General features: G+C 73.1%; 13 protein-coding genes and 1 tRNA gene. 12 read left to right on the top strand and 2 right to left on the bottom strand.

Features of this window, described 5'->3' with window-relative positions; translation table 11 throughout:
- Positions 1-58: 58 nt before the first annotated feature.
- The 8 genes from LBW97_RS06425 (at position 59) to LBW97_RS06385 (ending at position 9,365) form a co-directional block, all read left to right on the top strand.
- On the top strand, positions 59-1,567 hold the full coding sequence (locus LBW97_RS06425) for an amino acid permease (protein WP_224498578.1): 1,509 nt from the start codon (positions 59-61) through the stop codon (positions 1,565-1,567).
- Between the two features lie 103 nt (positions 1,568-1,670).
- The gene (locus tag LBW97_RS06420) at positions 1,671-2,354 is read left to right on the top strand and encodes a hypothetical protein (protein ID WP_224498577.1); all 684 of its coding nucleotides are present in this window, start codon (positions 1,671-1,673) and stop codon (positions 2,352-2,354) included.
- Between the two features lie 59 nt (positions 2,355-2,413).
- The gene (metG, locus tag LBW97_RS06415) at positions 2,414-4,207 is read left to right on the top strand and encodes a methionine--tRNA ligase (RefSeq protein WP_224498576.1); all 1,794 of its coding nucleotides are present in this window, start codon (positions 2,414-2,416) and stop codon (positions 4,205-4,207) included.
- Entirely contained in the window at positions 4,204-5,088 is an 885-nt protein-coding gene (locus LBW97_RS06410) for a TatD family hydrolase (protein ID WP_224498575.1), read from the top strand. Before metG ends, LBW97_RS06410 begins: the two co-directional genes overlap by 4 nt.
- Positions 5,089-5,274: 186 nt before the next feature.
- Positions 5,275-6,114, top strand: coding sequence for a hypothetical protein (locus tag LBW97_RS06405; protein WP_224498574.1), 840 nt, complete (start codon positions 5,275-5,277; stop codon positions 6,112-6,114).
- Positions 6,115-6,474: 360 nt separating this feature from the next.
- Positions 6,475-7,566, top strand: coding sequence for a ubiquitin-like domain-containing protein (locus LBW97_RS06400; RefSeq protein ID WP_308010429.1), 1,092 nt, complete (start codon positions 6,475-6,477; stop codon positions 7,564-7,566).
- Positions 7,567-7,620: 54 nt separating this feature from the next.
- A complete protein-coding gene (gene rsmA / locus LBW97_RS06390) occupies positions 7,621-8,442 on the top strand; it encodes a 16S rRNA (adenine(1518)-N(6)/adenine(1519)-N(6))-dimethyltransferase RsmA (protein ID WP_224498573.1) in 822 nt (273 codons plus the stop codon).
- The gene (locus LBW97_RS06385; protein WP_224498572.1) at positions 8,439-9,365 is read left to right on the top strand and encodes a 4-(cytidine 5'-diphospho)-2-C-methyl-D-erythritol kinase; all 927 of its coding nucleotides are present in this window, start codon (positions 8,439-8,441) and stop codon (positions 9,363-9,365) included. Before rsmA ends, LBW97_RS06385 begins: the two co-directional genes overlap by 4 nt.
- Before the next feature lie 11 nt (positions 9,366-9,376).
- Here LBW97_RS06385 and LBW97_RS06380 read toward each other — a convergent pair whose 3' ends face one another.
- Entirely contained in the window at positions 9,377-10,030 is a 654-nt protein-coding gene (locus LBW97_RS06380; RefSeq protein ID WP_224498571.1) for a TetR/AcrR family transcriptional regulator, read from the bottom strand.
- A gap of 26 nt (positions 10,031-10,056) precedes the next feature.
- Positions 10,057-11,016 (bottom strand): acyl-CoA desaturase, encoded by a 960-nt coding sequence (locus LBW97_RS06375; RefSeq protein WP_224498570.1) that lies wholly within the window; start codon positions 11,014-11,016, stop codon positions 10,057-10,059.
- Positions 11,017-11,261: 245 nt separating this feature from the next.
- Here LBW97_RS06375 and LBW97_RS06370 point away from each other — a divergent pair.
- The 4 genes from LBW97_RS06370 to LBW97_RS06355 all read left to right on the top strand — a co-directional run bounded on the left by LBW97_RS06370 (position 11,262) and on the right by LBW97_RS06355 (position 14,860).
- Positions 11,262-11,334, top strand: a tRNA-Gln gene (locus tag LBW97_RS06370).
- 33 nt (positions 11,335-11,367) lie between these two features.
- A complete protein-coding gene (gene glmU, locus LBW97_RS06365; protein WP_224498569.1) occupies positions 11,368-12,894 on the top strand; it encodes a bifunctional UDP-N-acetylglucosamine diphosphorylase/glucosamine-1-phosphate N-acetyltransferase GlmU in 1,527 nt (508 codons plus the stop codon).
- A complete protein-coding gene (locus LBW97_RS06360; protein ID WP_224498568.1) occupies positions 12,891-13,871 on the top strand; it encodes a ribose-phosphate diphosphokinase in 981 nt (326 codons plus the stop codon). The genes glmU and LBW97_RS06360 overlap by 4 nt, the downstream gene beginning before the upstream one ends.
- A 290-nt stretch (positions 13,872-14,161) precedes the next feature.
- Positions 14,162-14,860 carry a 50S ribosomal protein L25/general stress protein Ctc gene (locus LBW97_RS06355; protein ID WP_224498567.1) on the top strand — a complete coding sequence of 233 codons (699 nt, stop codon included), beginning with the start codon at positions 14,162-14,164 and terminating at the stop codon, positions 14,858-14,860.
- Positions 14,861-14,884 lie beyond the last annotated feature (24 nt).

Raw genomic sequence — 14,884 nt, 5'->3', positions numbered from 1 at the left:
TGCGAACCTGCGGAAGGGGCCGCGGGACCGTCGCCCCTCGAGCTGCGAGGAGGACACCGTGGCGGCAGGCGCGCGACGGATCAAGTCCGTCGAGGACTCCATCCGCGACACCGACGAGCCGGAGCACCGGCTCAAGAAGCACCTGTCCGGCCTGGATCTCGCGGTCTTCGGCGTCGGCGTGATCATCGGGACGGGCATCTTCGTGCTCACCGGTGTGGTGGCCCGTGACCAGTCCGGGCCCGCCGTCGCGATCTCCTTCGTCATCGCCGGAGTGGTCTGCGGTCTGGCCGCGCTCTGCTACGCCGAGTTCGCCTCCACCGTGCCGGTCGCCGGATCGGCCTACACGTTCTCCTACGCCACCTTCGGCGAGCTCGTCGCGTGGATCATCGGGTGGGACCTGGTCCTCGAGCTCGCGCTGGGGGCGGCGACGGTCGCGGTCGGCTGGTCGGGGTACCTGAACCAGCTGCTCGCCGACATCGGGGCACCGCTCCCGGAGTCCATCGCCGGGGAGACGGCCAGGTTCAACATCCCGGCGATCGTCATCGTCGCGGCGATGACCGCCGTCCTGGTCCTGGGCATCAAGCTCTCGTCGCGGGTGACCGCGGTGATCGTGGTGATCAAGGTGGCCATCGTGCTGCTGGTGATCGCGGTGGGGCTCTTCTTCGTGAAGGCGGCCAACTACAGCCCGTTCGTGCCGCCGGCCCAGCCGGCCGAGGCCGGCGCGAGCGGTTGGGACGCGCCGCTGGTCCAGACCCTGTTCGGCTTCAGCCAGGGCACGTTCGGCTGGGGCGGCGTGATGGCCGGTGCCGCGGTCGTCTTCTTCGCCTTCATCGGCTTCGACATCGTGGCCACCGCGGCCGAGGAGACGAAGAACCCCGGACGCGACCTGCCCCGGGGCATCCTCGGGTCGCTGGCGATCTGCACGATCCTCTACGTCGCGGTGTCGCTCGTCGTCGTGGGCATGCAGCGGTACAGCGACCTCAGCGCGGACGCGCCGCTGGCCGCGGCCTTCTCCGACGTGGGGCTGCCCGTCTTCGCGACGATCATCTCCATCGGCGCGCTCGCCGGTCTGACGTCGGTCGTGATGATCCTGATGCTCGGGCAGTCCCGGGTGCTGTTCGCCATGAGCCGGGACCGCCTGCTGCCCCCGACCCTGGCGGCCGTGCACCCGCGCCACGGGACGCCGTACAAGATCACCATCGGCACCGGGGTCTTCGTCGCGATCCTGGCCGCCGTCGTGCCGCTCGAGGAGCTCGCGAACCTGGTGAACATCGGGACGCTGTTCGCCTTCGTGCTGGTCTCCATCGGCGTGATCGTGCTGCGCCGGACCCGTCCGGACCTGCCGCGTTCCTTCCGGGTGCCGCTGATGCCGGTGCTGCCGATCGTCTCGGCGCTGGCCTGCCTGTGGCTGATGCTCAACCTGCCGGGGGAGACCTGGTGGCGCTTCCTGGTCTGGATGGCACTCGGCGTCGTCGTGTACTTCGGCTACGGCCGCCGGAAGAGCCGGTTCGTGACCGAGGGCGGACGGGAGGACGCCGCGGCCGCCAACGCCGCTCGCAGAGGCTGATCGTTCGCCCGGACGGGGGAGATCCACCGCCGGGCGCTCCAGCACCGACCTGGATCCGCCGTCCTGACCGGAGACACCGCCCACCGGTCAGGGAGAGAACTTCGTGGCGATCAGCGTCCTCGACGTGCGCGACACCGTCGCGCAGCCGTACCTCCGTGAGCAGCGGATGTCCGGCGCGACGCACGAGGTCGACGTCGAGCAGCGACTGCGCCGCGTGCCGGCTCCTGCACTGCTGGCGGGCTTCATCTCCGTGGTGCAGGCGGTCGGCCTGCTGGCGACCGGCCTCACCGGGATCGACGGCGTGCTGGCCACCCCGACCCGGCCGCCGGGTCTGCTGATCGTCGGCACGCTGGTCGCGCTGGCCGCCTGGATCGTGCTGGCTGCCGTCGGTGGCGCGGCGCTCGTCGACGGGTGCACCCGCCGGCTCCTGGTCCTCACGGCGTCGGTGGAGCTGTCGGTCGTCGCGGTGGTCGGGGCGGTCGCCCTCTTCTGGCCGCTGCCCGATGCGCTGACCTACGGCCTGCCCGTCCCGGTGGCCTTCGCCGGGGCCGTCGCCCTCCCGGTGGCCAAGCTCCTGCTCGCCGATGCTCCGACCGCGCGGCGCTGGGTGGCGCAGGGCCCGCGTCGCACCGCCCGCCGTCCGGGACCTGACCCGGCCGTGGTCCACCGCGCGCTGTGCACCGCGACCCTGGGCGTCATCGCCCTCGGCCTGGGCGTGCTGGCCGTGGTCACCCCGCCGCAGTCCGACGCCGGAACGCCCGCCTCGAGCGTCGTCTACCAGCCCTGAACGGCCCACCGTTCGCCCGTGCGGGCGACGCCCGAGACGCCGCCGCCTAGTCTCGTCCCGTGAGTGATCGGCACATCCTGACCGCAGTCGCCTGGCCCTATGCGAACGGGCCGCGGCACATCGGCCACGTCTCCGGGTTCGGCGTCCCCTCCGACGTCTTCAGCCGCTACCACCGCATGGCCGGGGACAAGGTCCTCATGGTCAGCGGAACCGATGAGCACGGCACCCCGATCACGGTCGCCGCCGACGCCGAGGGCATCACGCCCCGGGAGATCGCCGACCGCAACAACCGGATCATCGTGAACGACCTGGCCAGCCTCGGGCTGAGCTACGACCTCTTCACCCGCACGACGACGGTCAACCACGAGAAGACCAGCCAGGAGATCTTCCTGGGGCTGCTGAAGAACGGTTACGTCTTCCCGAAGACGACGCTCGGCGCGATCAGCCCGTCGACCGGCCGCACGCTGCCCGACCGCTACATCGAGGGCACCTGCCCGATCTGCGGCTACGACGGCGCCCGCGGCGACCAGTGCGACAACTGCGGCAACCAGCTCGACCCGACCGACCTCATCAACCCGGTCAGCAAGATCAACGGCGAGACGCCGAAGTTCGTGGAGAGCGAGCACTACTTCCTCGACCTGCCTGCGTTCACGCGTGCGCTGGGCGACTGGCTGGGCACCCGCAAGAGCTGGCGGCCCAACGTCCTGAACTTCAGCGTCAACCTGCTGGAGGACCTCAAGCCGCGCAGCTACACCCGCGACATCGACTGGGGCGTCAAGGTGCCGCTGGACGGCTGGCGCGACCGCAACGACAAGCGCATCTACGTGTGGTTCGACGCGGTGGTCGGCTACCTGTCGGCGTCGATCGAGTGGGCTCGCCGCTCGGGCGACCCCGAGGCCTGGCGCCAGTGGTGGCAGACGCCGGACGCGTCCGCCTACTACTTCATGGGCAAGGACAACATCGTCTTCCACTCCGAGATCTGGCCCGCCCAGCTGCTCGGCTACAACGGCGGTGGCGACAAGGGCGGCACCCCGGGCTCGCTCGGGAAGCTCAACCTGCCCACCGAGGTGGTCTCCAGCGAGTTCCTGACGATGGAGGGCAAGAAGTTCTCCAGCAGCCGGCAGATCGTCATCTACGTGCGGGACTTCCTCGCCCGGTACGACGCCGACGCGCTGCGCTACTTCATCGCCGTCGCCGGGCCGGAGAACCAGGACACCGACTTCACCTGGGAGCAGTTCCGCCGCCGCAACAACGACGAGCTGGTCGCCGGCTGGGGCAACCTGGTCAACCGCAGCATCTCGATGGCCGCGAAGAACGTCGGCGCCGTGCCGACCCCGGGCGACCTGACCGACGCCGACCGCGCGCTGCTGGAGACGACGAAGAACGCCTTCGCACCCGTAGGCGACATGCTCTCCCGCAACCGGCAGAAGGCCGCCGCCACCGAGGCGATGCGGGTGGTGTCGGAGGCGAACAAGTACCTCTCCGACCAGGCGCCGTGGAAGCTCAAGGAGGACCCGGCCCGCCGGGACACCGTCCTGCACACCGCCCTCCAGGCGATCAGCGACTGCAACGCGCTGCTGACGCCGTTCCTCCCGCACTCGGCGCAGAAGGTGCACGAGGCGCTGGGCGGCACCGGCGTCTGGTCTCCGGCTCCGCAGATCGTGGAGACCGAGGACCTGGACGACGGCTCGCCGTACCCGATCATCACCGGGGACTACGACGCCGGCCAGGCGGTCTGGGCCTCCCGCCCGCTGCCCTCGGGCACCCCGCTGGCCGCGCCGACGCCGATCTTCAAGAAGCTCGACGAGTCCGTGGTCGAGGAGGAGCTGGCCCGCCTCGAGGGCGACGCGTGAGCCGGTCGGCGTCGTCCCGGGCCAACAGGCGCGGCGAGCCACCGCCGTCCCCGGAGCCGTTGCCGGCGCCCGCGCTGGACAGCCACACCCACCTGGACATCGTCCTGGGGGAGCGGCCGGCCGACGGTGAGCACGGCGAGTGGGCCGCCGACGAAGCGGTGGACGCCGAGATCGCCGCCGCGGCCGCGGTGAACGTGACCCGGCTGGTGCAGGTGGGTGTCGACGTCCCGTCGTCACGCTGGTCGGCCGCGCTGGCGGCCCGGCACCCGGGCGTGCTGGCGGCGGTGGCGATCCACCCGAACGACGCCGGCGCCGGTGGCGCGGACGACGACGCGCTGGCCGAGATCGACCGGCTGGCGGCGGAGCCGCGGGTCCGCGCGGTGGGGGAGACCGGGCTGGACCGGTTCCGCACCGGCGAGGAGGGCTGGGCGGCGCAGGAGGCGTCGTTCCGGGCCCACATCCGCATCGCCAAGGAGCACGGGATCGCGCTGGTCATCCACGACCGGGACGCGCACGAGGAGATCCTCCGCGTGCTCGAGGACGAGGGTGCCCCGGAGCACACGGTCTTCCACTGCTTCTCCGGCGACGCAGTGTTCGCGAAGGCCTGCGTCGAGCGCGGCTACGTGCTCTCCTTCGCCGGCACGCTGACCTTCGGCAACGCGGCCTACCTCCGCGAGGCCGCGGCGCTCACCCCGGCCGGCCAGCTGCTGGTCGAGACCGACGCGCCGTTCCTCACGCCGATGCCGCACCGCGGCCGGCCGAACGCCTCCCGGCTGGTCCCGCACACCGTGCGCGCGCTGGCCGAGGTGACCGGCATCGAGCTGACCGAGCTCTGCGACACCCTCACCACGAACGCCGAGCGCGTCTTCGGTCAGTGGTAGTAGCCCGTCCCGAGCGGGGCCCGAAGGGCCCCCCAGGGACGGGCTGAGATGGGAGAACGGGGAGCGCGCGAAGCGCTCGCGCCGAGTGGGGCCCGAAGGGTCCCGCGCAGGCGCGAAGAAGCCGCTCAGTGCAACTGGGGACGGCAATTGGTGGCGGTGTCGTCCGGGAGGACGACAATCAACAGGGTGGGTCGTCTCATCGCCGTCATCCTCTTCGTCGCCCTGCTGGCGCCGGGGGTCCTCCTCGCCCGTGCCTGGGGGCTGGCCTCCGGTCGCCGGGCGGTCGCGTCGGCCGCCGTCGAGTTCACCGATCCGACCCCCGAGGGGGTGCAGGCACTGCATCGGCAGGCCGCGCACGGGCGGCGCTGGCGCCGGCTGGGGCTGCTGCTGGGCATCGCCGGCATCGTGGTCCTGGTCGTGATGTTCGCCGAGGAGTCGGTGTTCCTCTGGGTGCCGGCACTGGCCGTCGGCCTGCTGGCCGGGGTGCTGCTGGCCGAGGTCACCCGGCCGCGGCCGCGCTGGGCGCTGACCTCCCCGGCGCGCCGGCCGAGCCAGGGCGAGCAGATCTCGGCCTGGCTGGTCTGGGCGATGCGCGCCGTCGTCGCCGGGGTGCTCGTCACCGCAGGCCTGATGTGGGACGCCGGTGACCTCGGCGGATCGGTCGCCCCGGCCGTCGTCGGTGTTCCCGTGGTGGCCTGGCTGATGGCGGAGGCGGCCCTGCTGCGTGCGCTGCTGCGCCCCACCCCGGCCGCCGGGGCGGACGTGCCGCTGGACGAGGCGCTGCGCACCTGGACGGCACACCTGGTGACGGCGGCGGCGAGCGTCACGGCGCTGTTCCCGCTGGGCACCCTGCTGCTGCGGGCCGGCCTCGACCTGGGGGACCGCGTGACCGAGGGCATCGACGTCCTGCCCGTCGCGCTGGTCGCCGGCGGCTTCTCGGCGATCGCCGCGGGCCTGGCGGTCACCGTCTTCCTGGTGACCTGGCTCCGGCCGGTGCGCTCCGCGGCCCCCGCCCTCACCGGCTGAGCCGATCGCGCCGATTGCCCCCGGACGACGCCGTCACACCGTGGGCTTCATCACCGCGAGTCGACAGGCTCCTCAGCTGTCACAGCTGCCCCACGCGGCACGCCCCTCACGCTGTGTACCGGCGTGCCCACAGAACGCGCCGGGCGGCTCCTGCTTCACTCCTCGTGACCCCTCGTGACGCGCTGCGAGTTCGTTATCGTGTCGTGATCGACCGCCGGGATGGAGCAGGACCCGGGTGACATCGAGCGGCCCGGGACCTCGGTTCCGGACCGCCGTCACCCGAGTCGGCACCGGTGGCCGCGCCGCTTCCCAGCGGTTCGGCTGCTCTCCTGCCCGGGCTCTGTGACCCCTGGAAGTGCCGTGCGCCGCTCGCTGCAACTCAGCCTCTTCGCTCTCGTCCTCGTCGGACTGGTGGGCGGGACGCTGGCGTTCTTCATCGCCCAGAAGTCCGTGACGCTCACCGTCGACGGGCAGACCCGCGACGTCGGCACCTACGCCGACACCGTGGGCGACGTGCTGGAGGACGAGGGGCTCACCCTGACCGCGCACGACGTGGTGCTCCCGTCGCCGGACTCCCCGGTGGGAGACGGCGACGCCGTGGTGCTGAACCGGGCGCGGCCGCTGAACCTGACCATCGACGGCGTCAGCCGCGAGGTCCAGGTCACCGCTCTCTCCGTCGAGGAGGCGCTGGACCAGCTCGGCCTGCGCGACGAGGGCCTGGTCGTCTCCGCCAGCCGTGGCGAACGTCTTCCGCTCGAGGGCATGCAGCTGATCATCACGACCCCCAAGGAGGTCGTGCTGACCGTCGACGGCCAGCAGCGCGTCGTCGTCACCACGGCCGCCACCGCCGGCGACCTGCTCGCCGAGCAGGGCATCGCGCTCAGCGGGACCGACCGGACCAGCCTTCGCCTCGAGCAGGCGCTGCTGAACAAGATGCGGCTGCAGGTCTTCCGCGTCCAGGTCGGCGAGGTCACCGAGACCACCGCCATCCAGCACGCGGTGGTGGAGACCAAGAACGACGCCGCGTTCCAGGGCGAGAAGGACGTCACCCAGGAAGGCGTGGACGGCGAGCAGCGGACCACCTGGCGCGTCACCGTCGTCGACGGCCAGGAGACCGGCCGCGAGCAGGTGGCGACCGAGGTCGTCCGGGCGCCGGTCGACGAGCACGTCATCGTGGGCACGAAGGCCCGCCCCGCGAACAAGCCCGCCGCCGACGGCCTGAACTGGGCCGCGCTGGCCAAGTGCGAGTCCGGTGGCCGGCCGAACGCGGTCAGCGGGACCGGCAAGTACCGCGGCATGTACCAGTTCTCGACGTCCACCTGGGCAGCCGTCGGCGGCACCGGCGACCCGGCTGCCGCTTCGGCGGACGAGCAGACCTTCCGGGCGCAGCAGCTCTACAACCGGTCCGGCGCGGGGCAGTGGCCGCACTGCGGGCCCCGCCTCTTCGGCTGACCCGGTCCCCTGAGCACTCCACCTGAGCAGACCGACGGGCTGCTGGGCCCCGCGGTGATCCGCGAGCTGGCCCAGCAGCTCGATCTGCGTCCCACGAAGACTCTCGGGCAGAACTTCCTGCACGACGCCAACACGATCCGGCGGATCGTGCGCACCGCCGAGGTGCGCCCCGACGACGTCGTCCTGGAGATCGGCCCGGGCCTCGGCTCGCTCACCCTGGGTCTGCTGCCGGCGGCCGCGCGGGTCATCGCCGTGGAGATCGATCCCCGGCTCGCCGCGCTCCTCCCGGACACGGTCGCGGCTCGCCGTCCGGATCTCGCCGACCGGCTGACGGTCGTCGAGGCCGACGCACTCCGGGTGACCGAGCTGCCGGGCCCGCCGCCCACGGCGCTGGTCGCCAACCTCCCGTACAACATCGCCGTCCCGGTGCTGCTGAACATGCTCGAACTGCTGCCGACGCTGGACCGCGCGCTGGTCCTCGTGCAGGCGGAGGTGGCCGAACGGCTGGCCGCGGGCCCCGGGTCCGGCGTCTACGGCATCCCGTCGGTGAAGGCGTCCTGGTACGGCGAGGTGCGCCGCGCCGGGAACGTGGGCCGGCGGGTCTTCTGGCCCGAGCCGAACGTCGACTCCGGACTGGTGGCGTTGGTCCGCCGTCCGCCGCCGGAGGGCGACCGCGCGGCCACCTTCGCGGTGGCGGATGCCGCGTTCGCCATGCGCCGCAAGAGCCTGCGCGCGGCGCTCGCGCGATGGGCGGGCAGCCCCGCGGCGGCCGAGCAGCGTCTGCGCGCGGCGAACATCGACCCCGCCACCCGCGGCGAGCAGCTGTCGGTCACCGACTTCGCCCGGCTGGCGGCCACCGAACCGGTGCTGCCGTGACCGGCGCCGCCGTCTCCGCCCGCGCGCCCGCCAAGGTCAACGTGCACCTCGGCGTGGGACCGCTGCGTGCCGACGGGTTCCACGAGCTGCACACCGTCTACCTGGCCGTCGCGCTGTTCGACACGGTGACCGCCCGGCCGGGGGAGGGGCTCTCGCTCACCGTCTCCGGTGAGGGGTCCGGTGCCGGCCCCGGGCACGTGCCCGGGGACCGGACTAACCTGGTGTGGCGCGCCGCCGAGCTGCTGGCCGCGCACGCGGGCGTGCCGGCCGACGCCGCCCTGGACATCACGAAGAGCATCCCGGTGGCCGGCGGGCTCGCCGGTGGCAGCGCCGACGCCGCGGCCGCCCTGGTGGCGCTGGACGCCTTCTGGGGCACCCGGGCCGGCCGCGAGGACCTGCTGGACCTGGCGGCCCAGCTCGGCAGCGACATCCCGTTCAGCCTCGTGGGCGGCGTGGCGCTCGGCACCGGCCGGGGCGAGCAGGTCGCACCGGTGCTCGCTGCCGCTGCGACGCACTGGGTGCTGGGCATCGCGGGCGAGGGCCTGTCGACCCCGGCGGTGTACGGCGAGCTGGACAGGATGCGCGCGGCCGGGCGGCTCCTCGACCCGGAGGGGCCGGCGTCCGGGGCTCCGGTCATCGCCGCGCTGCGCAGCGGAGCGGTCGCCGACCTCGGCGCGGCCCTCGCCAACGACCTCCAGGCGCCCGCGCTGGGCCTGCGCCCCGACCTGCGGCGCGCGCTGCGGTCGGCCGAGGACGCCGGCGCCGTCGCGGTGCTGCTGAGCGGCTCGGGCCCCACGGTGGCGGCACTGGCGGCCGACGAGGACTCCGCCGTCCGGATCGCCGCGGAGCTCGCGGGCGTGGGCGTCTTCCGCACCGTGCGGGCCGTGACCGGTCCCGTGCCCGGAGCGCGCCTGGTCCCCTAGGCCGGGGCAGCTCAGTCCGCGGTGCGGGTCGGTTCCTGGGGCTGCTCGAGGTGGGACAGGCCGTCGTAGGCGAGGGCGACCAGGTGGGCGGCGACCTCGTGCTTGCCGGGGGAGCGGGTGTCGAGCCACCACTGCCCGGTGAGCGCGACCATGCCCACGAGGGCCCGGCTGTGCAGCGCCGCCAGTTCGGCGCCGTAGCCGCGGCCGGCGTAGTGCCCGGCGAGGACGTGCTCGACCTTGTGCGCGACCTCCCCGAGCAGTGAGCCGAACGGTCCGGCACCACTGGTCACCGGAGCGTCGCGGGTCAGCACCCGGAAGCCGGCGGTGTCCTCCTCGATGTAGTCCAGGAGTACCAGCGCGGCCCGCTCGAGGAGCTCTCGCGGCCGGCCGGGGGCCGACAGCGCTGTGGTGAACCGGTCGAGCAGCCGGTGCAGCTCCCGGTCGACGACGTCGGCGTGCAGGCCCTCCTTGCCGCCGAAGTGCTCGTAGACGACGGGTTTGCTGACCTCGGCGCAGGCGGCGATCTCCTCGACCGACGTCGCCTCGAACCCCTTGCGGGCGAACACCTCACGGCCGACGTCGAGCAACTGCCGGCGTCGCTCGGGCGCCGACATGCGAACGCGCGAACGGCCGGTGGCGGGCGCAGCGGTGCTGCGCGCGCTCACCGGCCGCTCGCGGGGGGTGGGGATGCTCAGCCGGCCGCGGGGGCGCGCCGCTTGGCCGCCAGCCGCACCGGGTCGGGCCACTTGACGTTCCAGGCCCAGCCCAGCTTCTCGAAGGCCCAGATGACCCGGGCGCTGATGTCGATCTGACCGCGCAGGACGCCGTGGCGGGCGCACGTCGGGTCGGCGTGGTGCAGGTTGTGCCAGGACTCGCCCGCACTGAGGATCGCCAGCGGCCAGAAGTTCGTCGCGCGGTCGCGACCGGGGGAGACGAACGGCCGGTCGCCCACCACGTGGCAGACCGAGTTGATCGACCAGGTGACGTGGTGCAGCACCGCGATGCGCACCAGGCCCGCCCAGAAGAACGCCGACAGGGCGCCGGCCCAGCTCATGGTCACCAGGCCGCCGATGACGGCGGGCAGGAAGAGGCTGATGCCCGCCCAGATCACGAACATCTTGTCCGTGCGCACCAGCGCGGAGTCCTTCAGCAGGTCCGGCGCGTAGCGTTCCATGTTGGTCTTGCGGCGCTCGAACAGCCAGCCCAGGTGGGCGTGGAACATGCCCTTGAGCAGCGAGCGCAGGTCCGTGCCGTAGCGCCACGGGGAGTGCGGGTCGCCGTCGCGGTCGGAGAAGGCGTGGTGCCGGCGGTGGTCGGCCACCCACTGCACGACGGGCCCCTGGATGGCCATCGAGCCGGCGACGGCCAGGCCGAGGCGCAGCGGCCGCTTGGCCCGGAACGAGCCGTGCGTGAAGTAGCGGTGGTAGCCGACCGTGACGCCGAGCAGGGTGAGGAAGTAGAAGCCGATCGCGAGGCCGACGTCGAGCCAGGAGAGACCCCAGCCCCACACCGCCGGGACGACCGCCGCCAGGGCGAGGAACGGCACGATCACGATGACGTAGAGCGTCACGATCTCCAGCACGCTCTTGCGCCGGCCGATCGCGTTGGCCGGCAGCCCCTCGTGGGGCGCGGCCTGCCGCGGAGGAGACATGGGCCGGGTACGAGCAGGTGCGGACAAGGGGCCTCCGGGGGCGACCGACGGGGGAACGGCGGGCGCACGACGGGCCCGGCTACGTGGCCGTAACCTACGGCACCGTAGGGGGCCCGGCGACCCGGCCCGGGTCCTCGCGCGCGAGGACCCGTCCGGCGGGCAGGTGCCCCGGGCGCCCGACGGGCCCTAGGCTCGCGGGAGCGCCGGCACGCTGCGGCGCCCCCGGACCTCCAGCGGGCCCGGGATGGGGGATGGGGTAATCGGCAGCCCGCCGGCCTTTGGAGCCGTGCAGTCTCGGTTCGAGTCCGAGTCCCCCAGCGAGGAATGCGCCGCCGCCGACCGAGGAGTTCCGTGACCCACCCCCAGCCGGTCCCCGCCCCCGACGCCCCGACGGTGGCCGCCGTCGTGGTCCTCGCCGCGGGACAGGGCACCCGCATGCGCTCGTCCACGCCGAAGGTGCTGCACACACTCGGGGGGCGCAGCCTGGTCGGCCACGTGCTGGCCGCCGCCGAGCCGCTGGCCGCGGGCACCACGGTCGTGGTCGTGGGCTCCGGCCGCGACCAGGTCGAGCAGCACCTCGCGCAGGTCGCGCCCACCGCGCTGCCCGTCGTCCAGGAGGAGCAGCTCGGTTCCGGGCACGCGGCCGCGGTCGCCCTGGCCGCGGTGCCCGACCTGGCGGGCTCCGTCCTCGTCGTCAACGGCGACTCCCCGCTGCTGACGAGCCGGACGCTCGCCACGCTCGTGGCCGCGCACGACGAGGCCGGCAGCGTCTTCACGGTCCTCACCGCCGAGGTCGAGGACCCGACCGGGCTGGGCCGGATCGTCCGCGACGAGCGCGGTGCGCCGCGGGCCATCGTCGAGGAGCGGGACGCGACCGACGAGCAGCGCGCGATCCGCGAGGTCAACGCGGGCGTCTACGTCGCCGATGCCGGCACGCTGCGGCGGGTGCTGTCCGGGCTCGCGACCGACAACGCCCAGGGCGAGCAGTACCTGACCGACGCGCTGGCACCCCTGGTCGAGGGCGGCGCCCCCACGGCCGCCGTCCGTGCCGACGACCCGGACGACGTGCTCGGCTGCAACGACCGGGTGGAGCTCGCCGCCCGGCGCCGCACGCTCAACGACCGCGTCCTCGACGACCTGATGCGCAGCGGTGTCACCGTCGTCGACCCCCTCACCACGTGGGTCGACGTCACGGTCACCGTCGGGCGGGACGCCGTCCTGGAGCCCGGTACGCAGCTCCGCGGGGTGACGACGGTGGGTGACGCTGCCCACGTGGGCCCTGACACGACGCTGGTCGACTGCACCGTCGCCGAGGGCGCGACGGTCGTGCGCTCGCACTGCCTCGGGGCGGTGATCGGACCGCGGGCCACCGTGGGGCCGTTCAGCTACCTCCGCCCGGGAACCGACCTCGCCCGCGGGTCCAAGGTCGGAGCCTTCGTCGAGACCAAGAACGTGCAGGTGGGAGAGGGGTCCAAGGTCCCGCACCTGTCCTACGTGGGTGACGCGACGATCGGCACGGGCAGCAACATCGGCGCCGCCACGGTGTTCGTCAACTACGACGGCGTCGCCAAGCACCGCACGACGATCGGCGACCACGTCCGGGTGGGCTCGGACACGATGCTCGTGGCTCCGGTCACCGTGGGGGACGGCGCCTACACGGCGGCCGGCTCGGTGATCACCTCCGACGTGCCGCCCGGGGCCATGGGCGTGGCGCGGGCGGCCCAGCGCAATGTGGCAGGGTGGGTTCGACGCCGACGGTCCGGAACGCCCGCCGCGGAGGCCGCTGCTGCGGCCGAGGGACGGGCCGGGGCACCTCGGGAGGACTCGTCCGGGCCTTCCCGCACGGGAGACGACAGCGAGGGACAGCGAAGCCGATGAGCGCGATCCGGCAGACGACGAACAAGAGCCTGATGCTCTTCTCCGGTCGGGCCTTCCCGGCGCTGGCGGACGAGATCGCCGAGCAGCTGGGCGTCACGCCCACGCCGACGGCGGCCTACGAGTTCGCCAACGGCGAGCTCTTCGTCCGCTTCGAGGAGTCGGTGCGCGGCTGCGACGCCTTCGTGGTGCAGAGCCACACCGCGCCGCTGAACACGTGGCTCATGGAGCAGCTGATCATGGTCGACGCGCTCAAGCGCGCCTCCGCCAAGCGGATCACCGTGGTCGCCCCCTTCTTCCCCTACGCGCGGCAGGACAAGAAGCACCGCGGTCGCGAGCCCATCTCGGCGCGCCTGGTCGCGGACCTGTTCAAGACCGCCGGCGCCGACCGGCTCATGACCGTCGACCTGCACACCGCCCAGATCCAGGGCTTCTTCGACGGTCCGGTCGACCACCTCTTCGCGATGGACCTGCTGGTCAACCACGTCAAGGAGCGCTGGGGCGGCCGCGACATCACCGTCGTCTCTCCCGACTCCGGCCGGGTCCGCGTCTCCGAGCGCTGGAGCGACAAGCTCGGCGGCACGCCGCTGGCCTTCATCCACAAGACCCGCGACCCGCTGGTCGCCAACGAGGTCGTCGCCAACCGCGTGGTCGGTGACGTCGCCGGGCGCGTCTGCATCCTGGTCGACGACATGATCGACACCGGCGGCACGATCGTGAAGGCCGCCGACACCCTCTTCGAGGCAGGCGCCTCCGACGTCATCGTCGCGGCCACGCACGGTGTCCTCTCCGGGCCTGCCGTGGACCGGCTCAAGAACAGCCGGGTCAGCGAGGTGCTGATCACGAACACGCTCCCGATCGAGCCCGAGCGGCGATTCGACAAGCTCACCGTGCTCTCCATCGCCCCGCTGCTGGCCCAGGCGATCAAGGCCGTCTTCGAGGACGGCTCCGTGACGAGCCTCTTCGGCGGCGAGAGCTAGACCCAGCCGAGCGGGGCCCGCAGGGTCCCCGAGGCTGGGTCTGTCCCGCGGAGCGGTCGCGACGAGCGGGGGCCCGAAGGGTCCCCCGAGGAACGACGGGGGCGGCTCAGCGCAAGCCGGGACGGCACCTGGTCGCGGTCCACCCGGCGGAGCCGGGTACATTGACACGGTTGCCCGGCGAGGGAGCGGTTCGTCCGACTCCGTGATCGACGTGCGTTCCGCCCTCAGGGGTGTGCCGCGCTCGTGCGCCGGCCCGCAGACCCGATCCACCTTCTGAGGAGCACACCACCGTGGCTGACTTCCGCCTCGACGCCGAGATCCGCACCGAGTTCGGCAAGGGCAGCGCCCGTCGCACCCGTCGCGCCGGCCGCGTCCCCGCCGTCCTCTACGGGCACGGCCAGGACGTCGTCCACCTGTCGGTGCCCGCCCGCGAGTTCGCCGCGGCGCTGCGCAACGGCGGCACCAACGTGCTGCTGACGATCGTCCTGGACGGCAAGGAGCAGCTGGCGCTGACCAAGGCCGTGCAGCGCGACCCGCTGACCCGCATCCACGAGCACGTCGACCTGCTGCTGGTCCGCCGCGGCGAGAAGACCACCGTCGAGGTGCCGATCGTCATCGTCGGTGAGCCCGGTCCGGACGCGATCCCGAACCACCAGCTCAACACCGTCTCGCTCGAGGCCGACGCCACGAAGCTCCCCGAGAGCATCGAGGTCGACGTCACCGGCCGCACCGCGGGCCAGAACATCACCGCCGGGGACCTGGTCCTGCCGAAGGGCTCGACCCTGATCACCGACTCCGAGGCCCTGGTCATCGGCTTCCTCGGTGCGCCCACGGCCGAGGCCCTCGAGGCCGAGCTCGCCGAGGCCGAGGCCGAGGCCGGCATCGAGCGCGAGGAGTCCGACGCCGACGGCGACGTCGTGCCCGAGCCGCAGGACCAGGGCAGCGGCGAGTCGATGGACGCGGCGGAGAACTCCGCCGACAACGGCTGAGGTCTCCACTGACCGAGAGCACGA

It is taken from the genome of Blastococcus sp. LR1 (assembly GCF_020166105.1).
Taxonomy (GTDB): domain Bacteria; phylum Actinomycetota; class Actinomycetes; order Mycobacteriales; family Geodermatophilaceae; genus Blastococcus.
The sequence above is the reverse complement of the archived record's forward strand: the minus strand, read 5'-3'. Positions and strand labels throughout refer to the sequence as shown.